The organism is Shewanella eurypsychrophilus (genome assembly GCF_007004545.3).
GTDB lineage: Bacteria > Pseudomonadota > Gammaproteobacteria > Enterobacterales > Shewanellaceae > Shewanella > Shewanella eurypsychrophilus.
On record NZ_CP045503.2, the window covers coordinates 5,028,345 to 5,044,488 of the forward strand.

Here is a 16,144-nt window from a genome sequence, read left to right on the forward strand (position 1 = left end):
CTAAGATTCAGCCAAACAAACAGCACTCGTGTAGTTATCAATCCTTAATAACTCTTCAAGAAAAGCGTTAACTCGATACTTCTCGTCACGATGGTGCATACGTATATTTGGATAATCATATACTGGACTCAGTTGATAAATCTGTCGACTAGTTAACACTTCTGCTAATTTAGCATCATGATAAACACGAACAGTAATCTTGGGGCTATCAATATAATCATTTTGGCCAACATGTCTTGAAATCTCGATAAGCTGGGTATACCTAGTATTTTCAAGCAGCCGTATGAACAAACAACCATGTTCTCCTTCAACTTGCCAGGTCTCACCTTGCTGTACACCATCGGGCAGCCAACGAAGAATAAGAAAGTAATTACGCCCACAAAGCGCTAGAAACCGATTAATATTCGGCTGATATCTCTTTGGGTTTAAGCTACTTGCATTACTCACTTACCAATTCATCCTCAAATTTACTCTTTAGTTCCTAGGGTTTAGTTCCTAGGGTTTAGTTCCTAGGGTTTAGTTCCTAGGGTTTAGTTCCTAGGGTTTAGTTCCTAGGGTTTAGTTCCTAGGGTTTAGTTCCTAGGGTTTAGTTCCTAGGGTTTAGTTCCTAGGGTTTAGTTCCTAGGGTTTAGTTCCTAGGGTTTAGTTCCTAGGGTTTAGTTCCTAGGGTTTAGTTCCTAGGGTTTAGTTCCTAGGACCTAGGGTTTGATAATTCAGTTGTAACCACTGCAGTCCTATTACGGTAGATGCATTATTAATTGTACCATCATTTACTAATTTATAAGCTTGCTCTCGACTGAACACATGCACCTTGATATCTTCATCTTCATATTCAAGTCCATGTATTCCCTTGGCTTCACTGGCATCGACTTCGGCCCAAAAAAAATCAAATTTCTCACTTGTACCGCCAGGGCTAGAAAAAAAACTCGAAATTGACGATATATTGCGTGCCTTAACGCCAGCTTCCTCCAGCAGTTCTCGCTCAGCCACTCCCTCAGAGGTTTCCCCTTCCTCAACCATCCCAGCAACAAGTTCTAGCATCCATGGGCTATTCGTTTTACCTAAAACAGGAATTCGGATCTGTTCGATTAATACAACTTCATCCGTAACAGGATCATAGGGCAGCACAAGCACAGCATCGCCACGCTCAAATACCTCCCTGCTAACCTCGCCACTCCAACCACCTTTAAATAGCTTATGTTTGAATCGATAAACATCGATAGAGAAGAAGCCCTTAAAAACGGTTTCCTTACCTAACAAGTCCACATCTTGCTGTCCAAAACTTTGCTTCATACCCTTCCCTCAGCCAAAACAACCCAACATAAAATGGTTTTCAACGACGTATTAAAATCGAACTAAAACACAGTAATCTCAATTAAGATAGAAATAGCATAATTGAAATCAAAAACTGTTACACTTCCGAGTTGACTTAAAAACAAGTAATTTCTTAATATCTATGTCTTAATAGCTATGGAATATTTGGGCTAGCAGGCTCAGGCCATTAAGTTTTGATGTATCGGGAAGCGTCGGGAAGCGCAAACCGCCTCGTGATTTACACGAGGTATTACTTAACTCTAAAAGTTAAACGGCTCCTCCACTGGAGGATTTTGTCTAAAAGGACAACCAATGAAATTCAAGATCCGAACGATATGCGCAGCACTTACGCTTGCAGTTACCACATCAGCTGTGCAGGCCGACGATTTACTGCAGATATATCAACAAGCGCTAACCAGTGATCCTATTGCGCTTCAGGCTCAAGCTCAGCGTGATACTCTCTACCAGCAGATTGAAGAAAACCGTGCTCCACTACTACCAACGATTAGTGCAAGTGTTGGTTACGGTAAGAGCTGGCATAATGAGAGTTCAGCCGATACCGATTCAACAGGCTTAAATGCTGGTGTTACGTTAAATCAGGTTATTTATGATCATAGTGCCTGGGTTGGATTAAGCTTAGCCGAGCTAGCGGCCTCTCAAGCCGATGCTGCTTATGCTTCATCTCTACAGAATCTGATTATTCGTGTTACCAGCGCTTACTTCGAAGTACTATCTGCAAAAGATACCTTCGAATTTCAAGGCTCTGAAAAGCGTGCTATCGAACGTCAACTTGAACAGACAAAGCAACGTTTTGCAGTAGGTCTAACAGCAATTACAGACGTACATGAAGCTCAGGCACAGTACGATTTAGCACGAGCATCTGAAATTTTAGCTGAAAACCAGCTGATCAACAGCTATGAAGCACTGCGTGAAATAACAGGCATCGATCACAAGTCTATCAATATCTTAGATACTAACCGTTTCAGTGCAGTGACTCCGTCTCCTGCTAAGTCAAATGATTGGTTGAAGATGGCAGAAAGCAACAGTGTTGACTTGCTCACCACGCGTATCGGTAAAGATATCGCTCAAGAGACCATCAGCCTCTATAAAGCGGGCCATATGCCATCGCTTAACTTAAATGCTGGCTATAAAACTAATATTCAACAAGAAAATCAGAATGGTTCGCAGCCTGATTTTGATAATGCGAATATTGGAATTACACTGAGCGTGCCTATTTTCGAAGGCTTTAAAGTCAGCTCGAAAGTAAATCAAGCACAATACCAGTATGTTGAAGCCAGTGAGAAGATGGAACAGGCATACCGCAAAGTAGTTAAAGATGTTCGTAATAACTTCAACAACGTTGGCGCATCTATCAGTTCTATTCGCGCCTATGAGCAATCGGTTATCTCATCAGAGAGTGCGCTTAAAGCGACACAAGCTGGTTTTGAAGTGGGTACACGTACTATCGTTGATGTATTAAACCGTACACGTGATCTATATGATTCTAAGCGTCAACTATCTGATGCCCGTTATGGCTACATCAATTCAATCATGGCTCTTAAGCAGGCTGCTGGAACCTTGAATGAAGATGACGTTATTGCCATCAACAATGGTTTGATCGCTGAAGCTGTCACGCCATAAATTGAATCTACTGCAAAGTTAATCAATGACAAAACCGTCACCCTTGGGTCCGACGGTTTTTTTATAGATGTAAAATTCAAAATTTTTTAGCCAATAAAAAACCGCCTTTCGGCGGCTTTAGTCTTTTCATCTAGTCATCAAATTAGAAGACTAATTCAACACCAGCAAAATAGCCTTTAAACTGTGTATTCGTTGTCACGCCATCAAAGTCATTCACATCGAAGTTAAAGTCACGGTAACCAACACGTACCTTGGTATTGAGTGCTGTGCCATCGAACTGCCAACCTAGGCCAATTGAGTAGTCGTAGACACTCGTCTCATCAATACCGATCATCACGTCGGCAAAACCATAAAGCCCAAGCCCAGGAATACCCACTTGCGCGTCGGCATATGCCATAGCAATACCGCTATCTAGCTCTTTTTCAGAGTTCATACGACCATTGGTTACATTGTCATTCACGCGGAATGAACCATGCATTCTCTTATAAGCAGCACCTAGATCCAGTGCAACCATATCGTTATCTAATAACTCGTAGTAAAGAATAAAATCTGTATTACTCAAATCAGTATTAGTATTAATTGCGCCAGTATAAGTCTGCCCACCAAATTCAAAACCATCCGCAACGGCGCTGCCAGAAGCATCTAAACGGTTTTCTCTGATCTTCACATTGGGGATCAGTGGAATACCATGTTCCATAGCCACCCAAATACTGCCCTGTGAAGATGAGCTATAATTGAAATCTTGCTGTGATTGACCATTCTCAGCAAATGTTCCTGTGGTATCTGCTTGCCAATAATCTGCACCAACCTTAAAACCAATCAGTGAAGCTGCTTGTGCTGAAGTGCCTACAAGGGAGCCCAAAATCGCACATGCAATTAGTGTTTTTTTCATTACTCAATTAACCTTTAGTCAATAAATTTGTTAAATCGATCACCGCAGCATTTGCGCGGGAAATATAATTTGCCATCACCAAGGAGTGATTAGCGACTACGCCGAAGCCCGAACCATTTAAAATTATCGGACTCCAAATTGGTTGCTGTGTCTCTTCCAGTTCGCGAATAATCTGCTGCAAACTGACTTCGGCATTCTTTTTACGCAATACATCGGCAAAATCAACTTCAATCGCTTTCATAAAGTTAAGTAATGCCCACGTTGCACCCCGAGTTTCATAGAACACATCATCAATTTTCCACCAGCTTGTTTTGATCTGCTGGCTTGCCTGCTTAGGTGTAGACTGCGAAGCCTCACTATCGCCGGCTAAATCCGTGTTTAATCGTTCTTGGCCAACACTGGCTGACAAACGCTGTGACATGCTGCCTAAACGTTTCTGTATCTCTTTAAGCCATTCGTTAAGATTGTCTGCTCGTGCATAAAATTGCGCTTCTTGATTGTTAGTGTCAGCGATCTTAGCGCGATAAAGCTTCAGTAGTTTGATCGCATCTTTATATTCGCCTTCAGCGCTGGGGACTAACCAACTAGTATGCTCAATATTGAGCTTTGAATGGGCGGCTAAAAGATCTTTATCTGCTGTCGATTGCGATTGCGAACGACTGAATTCTTTACGCATAATTAATGCTAAGTCACGTGCCTGCTCTAATGCACCAAATTCAAATGCGGGCATATTATCCATAAATACCGATGGAGGAGTAACATCATTAGATAACCAACCGCCATTTTTACTCAACAGGGTTTCCATTGTGAGAATAAGCGAAGTTGTCGTGGCATAACCTACAACCTGTTTTCCTGTATCTACACTCAACTGCTGTGGCTGTATCACATCAGGTTCAATACTCCACCAAATACTGACGAAATAGCCAATTAAAAGGATAGCCGCAGCAACCCCTGTTACTTTTTTCCATGTTATTTGCATCTATTACACTCCTTTGACTGTCCCACTAAATTAATGGTGATGATGGTCATGACCTTCCGCTTTAGTCATAGCTTGCTTACTTACCATCAAACTCACTGGTAGCTCTGAACCATCATCAAACTTAAGCGTTAACTTGACGGACTCACCTGACACCAATGGCTGTTTTAGCCCTAACAGCATGATGTGCTGCCCGGATTCACTTAAGGTTAATGTGCCATGTTGTGGAATGGTGAAACTCTCCACTTCACGCATCTTAACCATGCCGTCCTCTTCAATAATCGTATGTAATTGAGCATCTTTGACAAAGTCAGCTTCAACGGCAATCAATTGAATTTCTGGGCCATGATTTTCTAGGCTTAAATAAGCGGCGCTATTGGGCACACTCGGTGGCATAGCCCTTACCTGACCGTCTACAAGCACAACATTAGCCATTGCCGAAAATGATGCACTACATAGCAGAACAAAATTAAACATGTGTTTGAATATTTGCTTCAATGTCTTAAACTCCATTTAATCCCATCCGTCTTAGAGGAAAAACGCAATGAGTACAATTCAGGTAAAGGATGAACAAGGCGTAAGAATTATCACAATTAATCGCCCTGAAAAGCGTAATGCTCTCAGCCTTGAGATGTATACTAGTCTCACAGAATACCTTATCCAAGGTGAGGCAGACAACGCAATTCATTCCTTTTTAATCAAAGGCCAACAGGATTGTTTTACCTCAGGCAATGATGTAGCAGACTTTTTAAAAAATAGTAACTTAGACAGCAATCATCCAGCATTCAACTTTCTATTTAACTTACTCGATCTAAATAAACCGCTGGTTGCAGCGGTCACAGGGGCTGCAGTAGGCATAGGGACTACCTTGTTACTCCATTGCGATCTGGTCTACGCCGATAACACTGCAAAGTTTCAGTTACCATTTGTTAACTTAGCCTTAGTGCCAGAGGCTGGCGCGAGTTTGTTACTCCCTCAACTCGTTGGACCACAAAAAGCCTCAGAATTACTGCTACTGGGTGAAAGTTTCGATGCAGAGACAGCAAAAACACTCAATATTATCAATGATGTTATCCCATCTGAGACCATTTTTGAGTTTGCCTTAGCCCAGGCAATTAAACTTGCAAAGCAACCCCCTCAAGCACTCAGAGCAACCCGAGCTTTAATTCGTGGCAACAAAGAGTCTATACGTCAACAGATGGAAAATGAGCTCGAGGAATTCGCTGTAAGATTGAAAAGCGATGAGGCAAAAGCTCGCTTTCAAGCCTTTCTCAGTAAGTAAATTTAAGATGAATATCAGAGTTCGAACATGAACTCTGAATTAAAAAATTTGTAGTAACACTATGATGGCGTAAGCCACTCAATCGAGCTGACTCGCCTTGCCTATTCCCCAGGCGGCCACAAGTAACAACAACACCGGCCAAAGAAGTGAAAATCCTGAGAATATCAAGGTCAGCGCTGCAATAATGCAGGTAGCCGATGTGAAGGCAATAAAACTAAACACCAAGGTTAACCAAAATAAAATAATAAGTAGCATCACCGAAGTCACCACTAGACTCCACAAACTAACATCCATCCAAAACACGGGTTCAACACTTAAAAATATGTCAGTGAAAAATTGTGACGTCCCCCATGTTTGCATGGCAACAATCAACAGTGTTATCACTAGAATTGTGGTGCTTACACCTAAAAATATATCTAATGTCCGCCCCGTACGGCTTTTAACTCTTTGATTAACATCCTGGCTTGTTTCAAACTTCAAAAGTTTGTTTCCCATTTAGGTAATACTAAGGCAAGAACAAAATAGATTAATAGCCCCATGCCAGGGTTCATCAAAATAACCAGAGCCCATACTAATCGAGTCCATAAACACGACCAGTTAAACTTATCGGCCATCATGGCTGCAACGCCGCATATTATCCGACTCGGTCGTTTCATTCTGCGTAGGTACTTATCGGTATAACTATCCATAATAACAATCCTTTATAACTATTCTGCAGAGCCCTTAATCTTGAACCTTGTGCCAACGTAAACTGCAAACTAATATGGCGCAAAGTGTAAAGCTCAATACTGGCATAAGCAGTAAGGCTGCAATATCAGAAGCAAACCACATACCTATTCCTTAACCATTGCGCTAGTGATCACTTTTTCAGATTGCTCTTGAGCAAGCTGGCTCACATCTTCATTACTGTTCATTTCAAACATGGCTTCTGAAAGCTGTGTTTGCAGTGATAAGCTCAGCTCAGTTTGAGCAACTTGCATCATATCTTGCATTTGAGCCGCTATGTTTTTCTCAATATTGCTGGTCAAGTCAGAAGGGATTAGTGAGTCTGCATGGGCTCCCATGCTCGCTCCCATTAATACCGCGATAACGAGAGCCGTTTTTGTAATTTTCTTAGCAGTTGAATTAAACATGGTGTCTTCCTTTTCGATTTGTCTTTCGACTTAAGTTAAATACACATTAGATAATGCGAGCGGCGTGCCAACTTTTAATTAATATTTAAACAAACTAAATAACAATGAGTTAACCTAATATTCGTAATTGAATATTGGAAGTGATGTAGGAAGAAAAATAATAAATTAGTCGTTTTAACCATGGGCTAGTGAAATTAACTAAATAAGGTAATTGTTCGGATAGCAGACAACAAAAAGCCGCCTAGTAGGCGGCTTCTTCATCAAAAAATAAGTTATAAAGTCATCATTTTTCTAGCTTGTTCAATGACTTCAATCCCAGCACCAGGCTTATGGGCATTTTCACTAATATAGCGTCTCCAGGCGCGTGAACCCGGCTCCCCCTGAAACATACCAGTCATATGACGGGTGATATGGTTTAAACGACCACCACTAATGAGATGTTTCTCTATATAAGGAATAAATTTCTCCAAAACAGCATCTCTGCTCAATACTGGCTTGTCGCTACCACAAAGCTGCTGGTCCACCTCAGCCAATAGATAAGGGTTTTGATAGGCTTCTCTACCAACCATCACGCCATCTAAGTGCAGAAGGTGCTCACGGCACTCACTTAATGTCTTAACCCCGCCATTAATTGAGATATTCAAACTCGGATGATCTTTCTTTAATCGATACACACGTTGATAATCTAATGGCGGGATCTCACGGTTCTGTTTAGGACTTAACCCTTGCAACCATGCTTTTCTTGCATGAACAATAAACGTATCACAGCCGACATGACTCACAGTCTCGACAAACTCGCTCAGAAATTCATAGCTATCTTGATCATCGATACCAATGCGGGTCTTAACCGTCACCGGAATATCGACAACCTGCTTCATCGCCGTCACACACTCAGCCACTAATTTAGGCTCAGCCATCAGACATGCACCGAAGCGACCACTTTGCACTCGATCCGATGGGCAGCCTACATTCAGATTTATCTCATCATAACCGCGATCGAAAGCTAACTTGGCGCACCTTGCTAAATCATGTGGATTTGACCCACCTAACTGAAGCGCCAACGGGTTTTCTTCGTCGTTATAGCCTAAGTAGTCACCTTTACCATGAATAATTGCCCCTGTGGTCACCATCTCCGTATAAAGAAGTAACTCGGCTGACATAACCCTCGCCAGATAGCGATAATGGCGATCGGTCCAATCGAGCATAGGCGCAATCGAGAAGGTGCGATTTATCTTGGTTAACTTAGCCAAGCTTGGAGTAACAATTGATGACATAAATGACTGAACCTAGTTAAGAACGAGCCTAAGCCCAAATTGAATACATCCCAGCAAACAAGAGCCGGGCGCGCATTTTACACCGACTCAGCTCCAGAGACAAACCAACTCCAGACAATTCACAAATATGAACCATCCACAATATAAAAATGAAGCTAAATCAAAAATAGCCTAAGCTTTATAAAGGTGTATATTCGTAAGGCAAACAAGCTTTCATTCTCGCGTAAAAAGCTGACTAATACGGAATTATTTATGAACGTTAATTTCATTAACCCATTTTTAGAGTCATTGCTTAACGTCATCTCAACCATGGCGAACATGCAACTGACTCCAGGAAAGCCCAAAATAAAGACTGATAACCTAGCTAAAGGAGATGTTTCGGGTCTTATTGGTATGGTGGGGCCTCAAACGAAAGGTTCTCTATCCATCACCTTCGAGCAATCGCTCATTTTAGAGATAATGCAAAATATGCTAGGTGAAAACCCTGGTGAAATAAATGATGAAATAACCGATCTCGTCGGTGAAATTACCAATATGGTAACCGGAGGGGCTAAGAATATTTTAGGAGAGAAAGGTTATGAATTCGAAATGGCGACTCCAGTTGTTGTTGCTGGCCTAGGTCATCGCATCTCACATAAAGCCGATGGAAAGAAGATCCTCATGCCATTTACCAGTCCTCACGGCTCGGCCTATATAGAGATCTGTTTCGAAAATTAACCTAATCTCACTTACCTAGATAGATTGAAAACCATACTATCTAGGTAAAGTAACTGGCGTTAGAAAGGTTGATTAACCATAATCCAAAACTGCTTCGAATCCTCGCCAAATGCCACTTCAGCTCTTACCACCACACTTTCAACTTCAAACCTTGCACCTGCACCTAGAGTCCATTTCATATCATCATGGAGCTCGCTAGCACTGAAGTTATCTGCCACTTGTCCAGCTTCTGCAAACATCACCCATTGCCACCAAGGTACGTCATAGAGATTAAATACCGGAAGGTTTTGTAGTGGTTGCCATTCCGGTTGTACTCGATACTCTGCAGAATAGAGCACGGCGCTTCGTCCAACAAACTGTCTACTGGAATAGCCTCTTAAGTGATCAAATCCTCCTAAGCTAACTCCCGCAAAAGAAGGTGGCCGCTGATACTGCTCTGTTCCAGAATCATATTCATTCCAAGTCGGCGTATCGGCAAGGTAGAAGTTCAATGCTAAGATTTGTTGTGGAAACCAAGCATTACCACCAAGCGAGAAGAAGGCACTCTGCTCAAACTCCCAAGTAGTCCAACTTTCGCGGTCATCATTAATATCACTATGACCACTAGAACCAAAATCGCGGCTAACAGTCAGACTTGTATGCCCACCTCTACTACTGTTCTTACCATTATCACGATTATCCCAATCAAGTTTTAATTCCAGCCCTTGTGCTCGACTGGGCAGGTCTTCATAGCCTAATAATTCCTGAGTCTTCACAAAAGGGGTGAGCTCAATACTCGTCACACCTGACTGTCTTGGATCCCAGCTAAAATCATCACCTTGCTTCGAAGGCATCAAACTTCTTGCCGCGCCATTTGTCCCCTTGCCCCATGGCAAGACATATTTGATATGAACTTTGGAATATGACTCATCACCCACGGTGACGATTCGATGAGTCGGTGATGACTCAGCCACGTTAGGGCCGCTGTTGATTGCACCTGACTCTCCAGGTACAAAATAGATCCCTTGCTTATAATTAGCCCTATAAAACTCACCTGAAAATAACCATTGATCAAGTTTTGGTAGCTGATAGCTATTTACACCAAGATAACTCACCCAGCTATCATTACTACTATAAAGTCCAATAGCGAATATGGAAGCTTGTGGCTGACCCGCATGCTTAACCACTACTGCACCGCCAACCGTAGTACTTAGCGTCTCGGTAGAGAAGATAAATGGAACGGCAGCAACTTCAGGCTCATATTGATGCTTGCTCTGGTTACTGATCTCTTCACTGCTCATCTCAGGTTTAACAAGATTACCACTCTGAGCATCAGAGCTCATTTCACTAGCCGGAAGCACGTCCGCACTAGCTGTGCCTATTACAGAAACACATAGAATGATAAATAGGAGACTAGATATTTTTTGATATTCCAAAAGGTATTCTCAATTCGATTCTGAACATCCTGCTCAACAATCGATACAACAAGAAAATATTTCTACGTGCTATTCCATGCACACAGCAACACGAGGGGTAAGCTTTGTCACTAATTCATAGGCAATGGTGCCAATATGCTCAGCAACTAACTCAACAGGGAGTGGCTCCCCCCACAATATAACTTCATCACCGATAGCATCAGAAGAGTCGATCCCTAGATCTACCGTCAGCATATCCATAGAGACTCTTCCTACAATCGGTACTAGGCGTCCATTAACCCAAACCGGGGTCCCCTCAGGAGCATTCCTCGGGTAGCCATCACCATAGCCAATAGCAACAACTCCCAATACCGTATCAGACTTCGCTTTCCAGAAGCTTCCATAGCCTACGGGCTCTCCCGCTTTATGATCACGCACCGCAATCAGCTGAGACACCAGTTTCATCGCTGGAATTAAGCCATGGTTAGCACCCAAATCCCCAATGACAGGAGATACACCGTAGAGCGCAATGCCTGGTCTGATCCAATCTCCATGGCTCTCTGGCCAATATAGAGTGCCAGCTGAATTAGCAAGGGTATACTCACCTGGTGAATTTTTTGTCAACTGATTGAAAAGCTTCATCTGTTTGCTAGTACAGGGATTAGCAGGTTCGTCGGCACAAGCGAAGTGGGACATTAAGTTGATGGGTTTGGCAACTTGAGGCATCGCCTCAAGGCGGGCATACACATCATTAAACTGTTCGGGAGTAAAGCCCAGTCGATGCATTCCTGTATCAATTTTCAACCATACTGAAATGGGATTAGACAATTCAGCTTGTTCTAGCATATCCAGTTGAACTTCATTATGAATAACCGTCTCAATACTGTTTTCAACCAGTGTTTGAAGATCCACACTCCTGAAGAAACCTTCGAGTAAAATTAGCTTGGCATCGATACCGCCATCACGTAATGCAATAGCCTCTTCTAGCCTAGCAAGGCCGAAACCATCGGCCTCTTCAATACAGTGGGCCACATTCAACAGCCCATGACCATAACCATTCGCTTTAACGACTGCCATCACTTTACTCGAGGGCGCGATTTGTCGCAGACGGGCTAAATTGTGCTTAAGTGCTTTAGCGCTGATCTCTGCACGTGGAAATGGTTTCAATGAATAACCTTATTTTTTAAAACAACTGATATTGTCTGCTTTAAATCAGTAATAAAAATATGAGCAATGAATCTATCTAGAGTGCAGCCAATGATCAATTAACTGCTCTCTATATGAATCACGTTTAATCTTGGTTTAATGTCAGTTCTATCAATTACCACACACCCAGATAATGGCTGGACGCTTAGTCTTCCTGGAACTGAGGACCCGCATAATTATCGAAACGTGAAAATTGCCCTTGGAAGGTCAAAGCGATACGCCCAATGGGTCCGTTACGCTGCTTACCAATAATGATCTCTGCCACACCTTTATGTTCAGAGTCATCGTTATATACCTCATCACGATAAATAAACATGATGAGGTCGGCATCTTGCTCAATCGCGCCTGATTCACGCAAATCCGAGTTTATTGGACGCTTGTCGGCACGTTGCTCCAATGAACGGTTAAGCTGAGACAGCGCAACGACCGGGATCTCTAACTCTTTAGCTAACGCCTTAAGTGAGCGTGATATCTCGGAAATTTCCAAGGTTCGGTTATCTTTCAGTGCTGGCACTTGCATTAGCTGAAGGTAATCGATCATGATCATCGACAATCCGCCGTGCTCGCGGGCTATTCGCCTAGCTCGGCTTCGAACATCCGTCGGTGTTAAACCTGAGCCATCATCGATATACATCTTACCTTGCTCTAGCATAATACCCATGGTTGATGAAACACGAGCCCAATCATCATCATCCAGCTGACCCGTACGTATCTTGGTCTGATCGACTCGGCCTAGCGATGCCAACATACGCATCATGATCTGTTCCGAAGGCATCTCCAAACTAAAAATAAGTACTGGCTTATCTTCGTTAAGCGCCGCCTGCTCACATAAGTTCATCGCAAATGTGGTCTTACCCATAGATGGACGCGCTGCAACAATGATCAAATCACCCGATTGAAAACCTGCGGTCATTTTATCTAGATCGCCAAAACCACTAGAAACCCCAGTCACACCATTGGTAGGGTTGTTATACAACTCTTCAATCTTATCGACGGTTTTCTCTAGGATCGTCTTGATCCCTTCAGGCCCTTCGTTAGCATTGGCACGAGATTCGGCAATCTTAAAGACTTTTGTCTCGGCGAAATCTAATAGTTCGCTGGAGTTACGCCCCTCAGGGTTAAAACCTGCATCGGCTATCTCATTAGCGACCTTAATCATCTCGCGTACAACCGCACGTTCTCGCACAATCCCCGCATAAGAGAGTATGTTGCCCGCACTCGGGGTATTCTTTGCTATTTCACCAATATATGCGAAGCCGCCGGCATCCTCTAACTGGTCTTCGACTTCTAACTGCTCAGAGACCGTGATCAGATCGATCGGATGACCACCACCGGTTAAGGTTGCCATCGCAGTAAAAATCATCTTATGCGAGCGAGAATAGAAATCTTCAGCAACTACCGCTTCTGAAACTCTATCCCAAGCATCTGAGTCCAGCATCAAGCCACCAAGTACTGATTGTTCAGCCTCTAAAGAGTGCGGTGGCATCTTGAGGGCATCCATCTGGATATCTCTAGGCTTTTGTTTAGCCTTAAACGGACCTTGCTGTGACATTTAATCTCCAAACTTCCAACGATTACACAAAAATATGATATAAAACTGGCTCAATAAAAACAGGAATTAAACAACTTCCTATTCTAACTATAAATAAAACAAGGAATCACTATGCGCAATGCATTGATCTCAGCATTTATGTTGTCATCTGTTGTCGTATTGGCATCGAGCCAAGTACTTGCAGATGAGGGACAATGGCAGCCTTATCAAATGCCATCGATTGCAGATAAGCTTAGCGAAAAAGGGATTGAGATCCCTGCGAAGCAATTGGCTGATCTCAGCCAATATCCGATGAATGCCGTTGTCGGACTCGGCTATTGTACTGCCAGTTTCGTATCTCCCCAAGGGTTAGTTGTCACAAACCATCACTGTGCGTACCGAGCCATTCAATACAACAGTAAAAAAGAGCATAATTATCTTGCCGATGGCTTCCTGGCAACAAGCAAAATCGATGAACCAACCGCTGGACCGAACGAAAGATTATACATCACAGAGGCGGTAACCGATGTCAGCGAACAAGTCACACAAAACTTAAGCCAAGACCCATTAATACGCTACGAAGAGATACAGTCAAATAGAAAGTCACTGATTAAAAAGTGTGAGAATGATGATAACTACCGTTGCTCAGTCAGAAGTTTTCACAACGGTTTAGAATACTATCTCATCAAGCAATTGATCATCCGTGACGTACGTTTAGTCTATGCACCACCTGAGAGTGCAGGTGCATTTGGCGGCGACATAGATAACTACGAATACCCGCGTCACTCTGCAGATTTTACTTTCTTACGTGCTTACGTTGGTAAAGATGGCAAACCTGCAGTGTTTAGCCAGGACAATGTACCTTATCAGCCCAAAAGCCACCTAAAGATAAACACTGACGGCGTAAAAGCCGGTGATGGTGTGTTTGTCGCAGGATATCCAGGCTCAACCAGTCGCTACCGCCTAACCAGTGAACTTAAATTTGCCAGCGATTGGTTATATCCGACATTAGCCGGTCGTTATCAACTGCGCATCGATACCATCGAAACCATGAGCGCTGCAGATAAGGCCGTGAAAATTAAATACGCTGGCACACTCGCGGGAATGGCTAACCGCATGAAAAAGTATAATGGCTTACTCGATGGCTTTAAGGCCACGGATATTGCAGGTATCAAGCAGAGCCGTGAAGATGATTTCAAACAATGGCTAGCGACCGATAAGACCTACCAGTCATATCAAGCTAAATTCGATAAGCTCGAGAGCCTACTCGCCAAGAAACGCATTGACAGCCAAACTCGTTACTATTTCGAGAATGCTCAATCTAGCGCCTTACTTGCAGCAGCAAATAAGCTGTATCGATTATCAAAAGAGAAGGCCAAAGCCGACAGTGATCGTGAAGAGGGTTATCAAGAGCGTGACATGAAGATGTTTAAGGCTCGTCTTAAGCGAATAGATTCTAGCTTCGATATTGCCGTGGATAAAACCTTATGGTTACAAGACCTAGAGGCATACAAGGCACAAGAAAATCGAGTTGCCGCTTTGGACGCTATGCTTATAGATAATAAGCAGTCCGCTTCTCTATCTGAAAAGCTTGATGGCCTCTACTCATTAACCTCCCTGACAGATCAGGATAAACGATTAGCCTGGATGGATGCCAAAGCCGAAGCGTTCGAGACCAGTGCCGATCCATTTATTCGCTTAGCTGTAGCGCTTTATGATACAAAAATGGCACAGGAGAAGGACAAGAAAACACTAGCAGGTGATCTTTCTCAAGCCCGCCCTGACTATATGAAAGCCATTATCAGCTACTACAAGGCTAATGACTGGCCTGTATACCCAGACGCCAATGGCACCTTGCGTATCAGCTATGGCATGGTCGACGGATATCAATCGACAGACGCCTTATATAAGCAACCTTTCACACGCCTCGAAGGCATAACGGCCAAACATACAGGCGTAGAGCCTTTCAACGCACCATCTAAGCTTCTTAAGGCCATTGAAGAGCAACGCTATGGCAGTCATAAGGTTGAAACGGTATACCAAGATCCTACATCTTGGATATGCCGTTTGTTTTCTTGTTTAGATAAGCCAGAAGAGTTTAATTCGGTGCCAGTTAACTTCCTATCGAGTGTCGATACCACAGGTGGAAACTCGGGGTCTCCCGTATTTAACGGCAAGGGAGAGTTAGTTGGCCTCAACTTCGATTCCACCTATGAAGCGATAACCAAGGACTGGTTCTTCAACCCAACGATCACTCGCGCCGTACATGTGGATTTCCGTTATATCCTCTGGATGATGGATGAAGTGGACCATGCGGATAACTTGATAGCCGAGTTGGATTTAGTTAGAAACTAAGTTGCAAAAGTTTCTAGGGCCTAGGTTTTAGGCCCTAGGCTTTTTAGGAATAGATGTAAAAGCTGAGACGACGGCCTTTGGCCTATCACTACGTGGACGGCTTCGCCTATTTGTAGGAGGGTCTTTAGCCCCGAGGTTCACAGGTTCATCCTTCCCGGCTAAAGCCGGTCCTACAACTCAACGTAATCTGACCGCCATGGATGATGGAAATGTCGGCTATGTAGGGAACAATAACCGACGCAGCCCTACCAGCGTAGCGTCTTCTTTTCTGTAGGAGGGGCTTTAGCCCCGAAGTTCACTGGTTCATCCTTCCCGGCTAAAGCCGGTCCTACAACTCAACGTAATCTGACCGCCATGGATGATGGAAATGTCGGCTATGTAGGGAACAATAACCGACGCAGCCCTACTAGCGTAGTGTCTTCTTTTCTG

16 protein-coding genes are annotated in these 16,144 nt (G+C 43.3%); 4 read left to right on the top strand and 12 right to left on the bottom strand.

Translation table 11 applies throughout. The features are described 5' to 3' along the window. Together FM038_RS21490 and nudF are read right to left on the bottom strand one after the other, a co-directional pair. Entirely contained in the window at window positions 1–447 is a 447-nt protein-coding gene (locus FM038_RS21490; RefSeq protein ID WP_142873923.1) for a DUF1249 domain-containing protein, read from the bottom strand. A 237-nt stretch (window positions 448–684) separates the two neighbouring features. Beyond that, complete coding sequence (nudF, locus tag FM038_RS21495) at window positions 685–1,293, bottom strand: ADP-ribose diphosphatase (protein ID WP_142873922.1); 609 nt, start codon at window positions 1,291–1,293, stop codon at window positions 685–687. Between the two features lie 333 nt (window positions 1,294–1,626). On the opposite strand from nudF, the gene tolC reads away from it, so the two are divergent. Beyond that, a complete protein-coding gene (gene tolC / locus FM038_RS21500) occupies window positions 1,627–2,955 on the top strand; it encodes an outer membrane channel protein TolC (RefSeq protein ID WP_142873921.1) in 1,329 nt (442 codons plus the stop codon). 142 nt (window positions 2,956–3,097) lie between these two features. On the opposite strand, the gene FM038_RS21505 is transcribed toward tolC, so the two are convergent. From FM038_RS21505 to FM038_RS21515, 3 genes are read right to left on the bottom strand one after another with little or no spacing between them, the layout of a single operon-like run. Beyond that, window positions 3,098–3,847 (bottom strand): TIGR04219 family outer membrane beta-barrel protein, encoded by a 750-nt coding sequence (locus FM038_RS21505; protein WP_142873920.1) that lies wholly within the window; start codon window positions 3,845–3,847, stop codon window positions 3,098–3,100. A 7-nt stretch (window positions 3,848–3,854) separates the two neighbouring features. Continuing rightward, complete coding sequence (locus FM038_RS21510) at window positions 3,855–4,826, bottom strand: DUF2333 family protein (protein ID WP_142873919.1); 972 nt, start codon at window positions 4,824–4,826, stop codon at window positions 3,855–3,857. 30 nt (window positions 4,827–4,856) lie between these two features. Then, a complete protein-coding gene (locus FM038_RS21515) occupies window positions 4,857–5,336 on the bottom strand; it encodes a copper chaperone PCu(A)C (RefSeq protein ID WP_142873918.1) in 480 nt (159 codons plus the stop codon). A 31-nt stretch (window positions 5,337–5,367) separates the two neighbouring features. Between FM038_RS21515 and FM038_RS21520 the strand changes: the two genes are divergently transcribed. Further along, window positions 5,368–6,105: an enoyl-CoA hydratase-related protein gene (locus FM038_RS21520; RefSeq protein WP_142873917.1), complete on the top strand. Its 738-nt coding sequence runs from the start codon at window positions 5,368–5,370 to the stop codon at window positions 6,103–6,105. Between the two features lie 78 nt (window positions 6,106–6,183). Here the strand turns inward: FM038_RS21520 and FM038_RS21525 are convergent, their stop codons facing one another. The 4 genes from FM038_RS21525 to dusA all read right to left on the bottom strand — a co-directional run bounded on the left by FM038_RS21525 (window position 6,184) and on the right by dusA (window position 8,512). Then, window positions 6,184–6,585, bottom strand: coding sequence for a hypothetical protein (locus tag FM038_RS21525; RefSeq protein WP_223292939.1), 402 nt, complete (start codon window positions 6,583–6,585; stop codon window positions 6,184–6,186). Continuing rightward, complete coding sequence (locus FM038_RS21530; RefSeq protein WP_142873916.1) at window positions 6,582–6,794, bottom strand: PspC domain-containing protein; 213 nt, start codon at window positions 6,792–6,794, stop codon at window positions 6,582–6,584. The genes FM038_RS21525 and FM038_RS21530 overlap by 4 nt, the downstream gene beginning before the upstream one ends. 144 nt (window positions 6,795–6,938) lie before the next feature. Next, window positions 6,939–7,238, bottom strand: a complete 300-nt coding sequence (locus FM038_RS21535) for a hypothetical protein (RefSeq protein WP_142873915.1) — start codon at window positions 7,236–7,238, stop codon at window positions 6,939–6,941. Between the two features lie 272 nt (window positions 7,239–7,510). Then, the gene (dusA, locus tag FM038_RS21540; protein ID WP_142873914.1) at window positions 7,511–8,512 is read right to left on the bottom strand and encodes a tRNA dihydrouridine(20/20a) synthase DusA; all 1,002 of its coding nucleotides are present in this window, start codon (window positions 8,510–8,512) and stop codon (window positions 7,511–7,513) included. Window positions 8,513–8,764: 252 nt separating this feature from the next. Here dusA and FM038_RS21545 point away from each other — a divergent pair, with 252 nt between their 5' ends. After that, window positions 8,765–9,229, top strand: a complete 465-nt coding sequence (locus tag FM038_RS21545; protein ID WP_142873913.1) for a chemotaxis protein CheX — start codon at window positions 8,765–8,767, stop codon at window positions 9,227–9,229. A 59-nt stretch (window positions 9,230–9,288) separates the two neighbouring features. Here FM038_RS21545 and FM038_RS21550 read toward each other — a convergent pair whose 3' ends face one another. The 3 genes from FM038_RS21550 to dnaB all read right to left on the bottom strand — a co-directional run bounded on the left by FM038_RS21550 (window position 9,289) and on the right by dnaB (window position 13,381). Beyond that, window positions 9,289–10,551 carry a BamA/TamA family outer membrane protein gene (locus tag FM038_RS21550; RefSeq protein WP_142873912.1) on the bottom strand — a complete coding sequence of 421 codons (1,263 nt, stop codon included), beginning with the start codon at window positions 10,549–10,551 and terminating at the stop codon, window positions 9,289–9,291. Between the two features lie 162 nt (window positions 10,552–10,713). Further along, on the bottom strand, window positions 10,714–11,790 hold the full coding sequence (gene alr / locus FM038_RS21555) for an alanine racemase (RefSeq protein WP_142873911.1): 1,077 nt from the start codon (window positions 11,788–11,790) through the stop codon (window positions 10,714–10,716). 184 nt (window positions 11,791–11,974) lie between these two features. After that, window positions 11,975–13,381 carry a replicative DNA helicase gene (gene dnaB / locus FM038_RS21560; RefSeq protein ID WP_142873910.1) on the bottom strand — a complete coding sequence of 469 codons (1,407 nt, stop codon included), beginning with the start codon at window positions 13,379–13,381 and terminating at the stop codon, window positions 11,975–11,977. A gap of 138 nt (window positions 13,382–13,519) precedes the next feature. On the opposite strand from dnaB, the gene FM038_RS21565 reads away from it, so the two are divergent. Continuing rightward, a complete protein-coding gene (locus FM038_RS21565; RefSeq protein WP_419555653.1) occupies window positions 13,520–15,715 on the top strand; it encodes a S46 family peptidase in 2,196 nt (731 codons plus the stop codon). Window positions 15,716–16,144 lie beyond the last annotated feature (429 nt).

What these genes read in the sequence shown, in the direction of transcription:
- dusA (WP_142873914.1), bottom strand. Translation starts at nt 8,512, where the DNA reads ATGTCATCAATTGTTACTCCAAGCTTGGCTAAGTTAACCAAGATAAAT.
- FM038_RS21515 (WP_142873918.1), bottom strand. Translation starts at nt 5,336, where the DNA reads ATGGAGTTTAAGACATTGAAGCAAATATTCAAACACATGTTTAATTTT.
- tolC (WP_142873921.1), top strand. Translation starts at nt 1,627, where the DNA reads ATGAAATTCAAGATCCGAACGATATGCGCAGCACTTACGCTTGCAGTT.
- FM038_RS21535 (WP_142873915.1), bottom strand. Translation starts at nt 7,238, where the DNA reads ATGTTTAATTCAACTGCTAAGAAAATTACAAAAACGGCTCTCGTTATC.
- FM038_RS21520 (WP_142873917.1), top strand. Translation starts at nt 5,368, where the DNA reads ATGAGTACAATTCAGGTAAAGGATGAACAAGGCGTAAGAATTATCACA.
- FM038_RS21530 (WP_142873916.1), bottom strand. Translation starts at nt 6,794, where the DNA reads ATGGATAGTTATACCGATAAGTACCTACGCAGAATGAAACGACCGAGT.
- FM038_RS21545 (WP_142873913.1), top strand. Translation starts at nt 8,765, where the DNA reads ATGAACGTTAATTTCATTAACCCATTTTTAGAGTCATTGCTTAACGTC.
- FM038_RS21550 (WP_142873912.1), bottom strand. Translation starts at nt 10,551, where the DNA reads ATGAGCTCTGATGCTCAGAGTGGTAATCTTGTTAAACCTGAGATGAGC.
- dnaB (WP_142873910.1), bottom strand. Translation starts at nt 13,381, where the DNA reads ATGTCACAGCAAGGTCCGTTTAAGGCTAAACAAAAGCCTAGAGATATC.
- nudF (WP_142873922.1), bottom strand. Translation starts at nt 1,293, where the DNA reads ATGAAGCAAAGTTTTGGACAGCAAGATGTGGACTTGTTAGGTAAGGAA.
- FM038_RS21505 (WP_142873920.1), bottom strand. Translation starts at nt 3,847, where the DNA reads ATGAAAAAAACACTAATTGCATGTGCGATTTTGGGCTCCCTTGTAGGC.
- FM038_RS21565 (WP_419555653.1), top strand. Translation starts at nt 13,520, where the DNA reads ATGTTGTCATCTGTTGTCGTATTGGCATCGAGCCAAGTACTTGCAGAT.
- FM038_RS21510 (WP_142873919.1), bottom strand. Translation starts at nt 4,826, where the DNA reads ATGCAAATAACATGGAAAAAAGTAACAGGGGTTGCTGCGGCTATCCTT.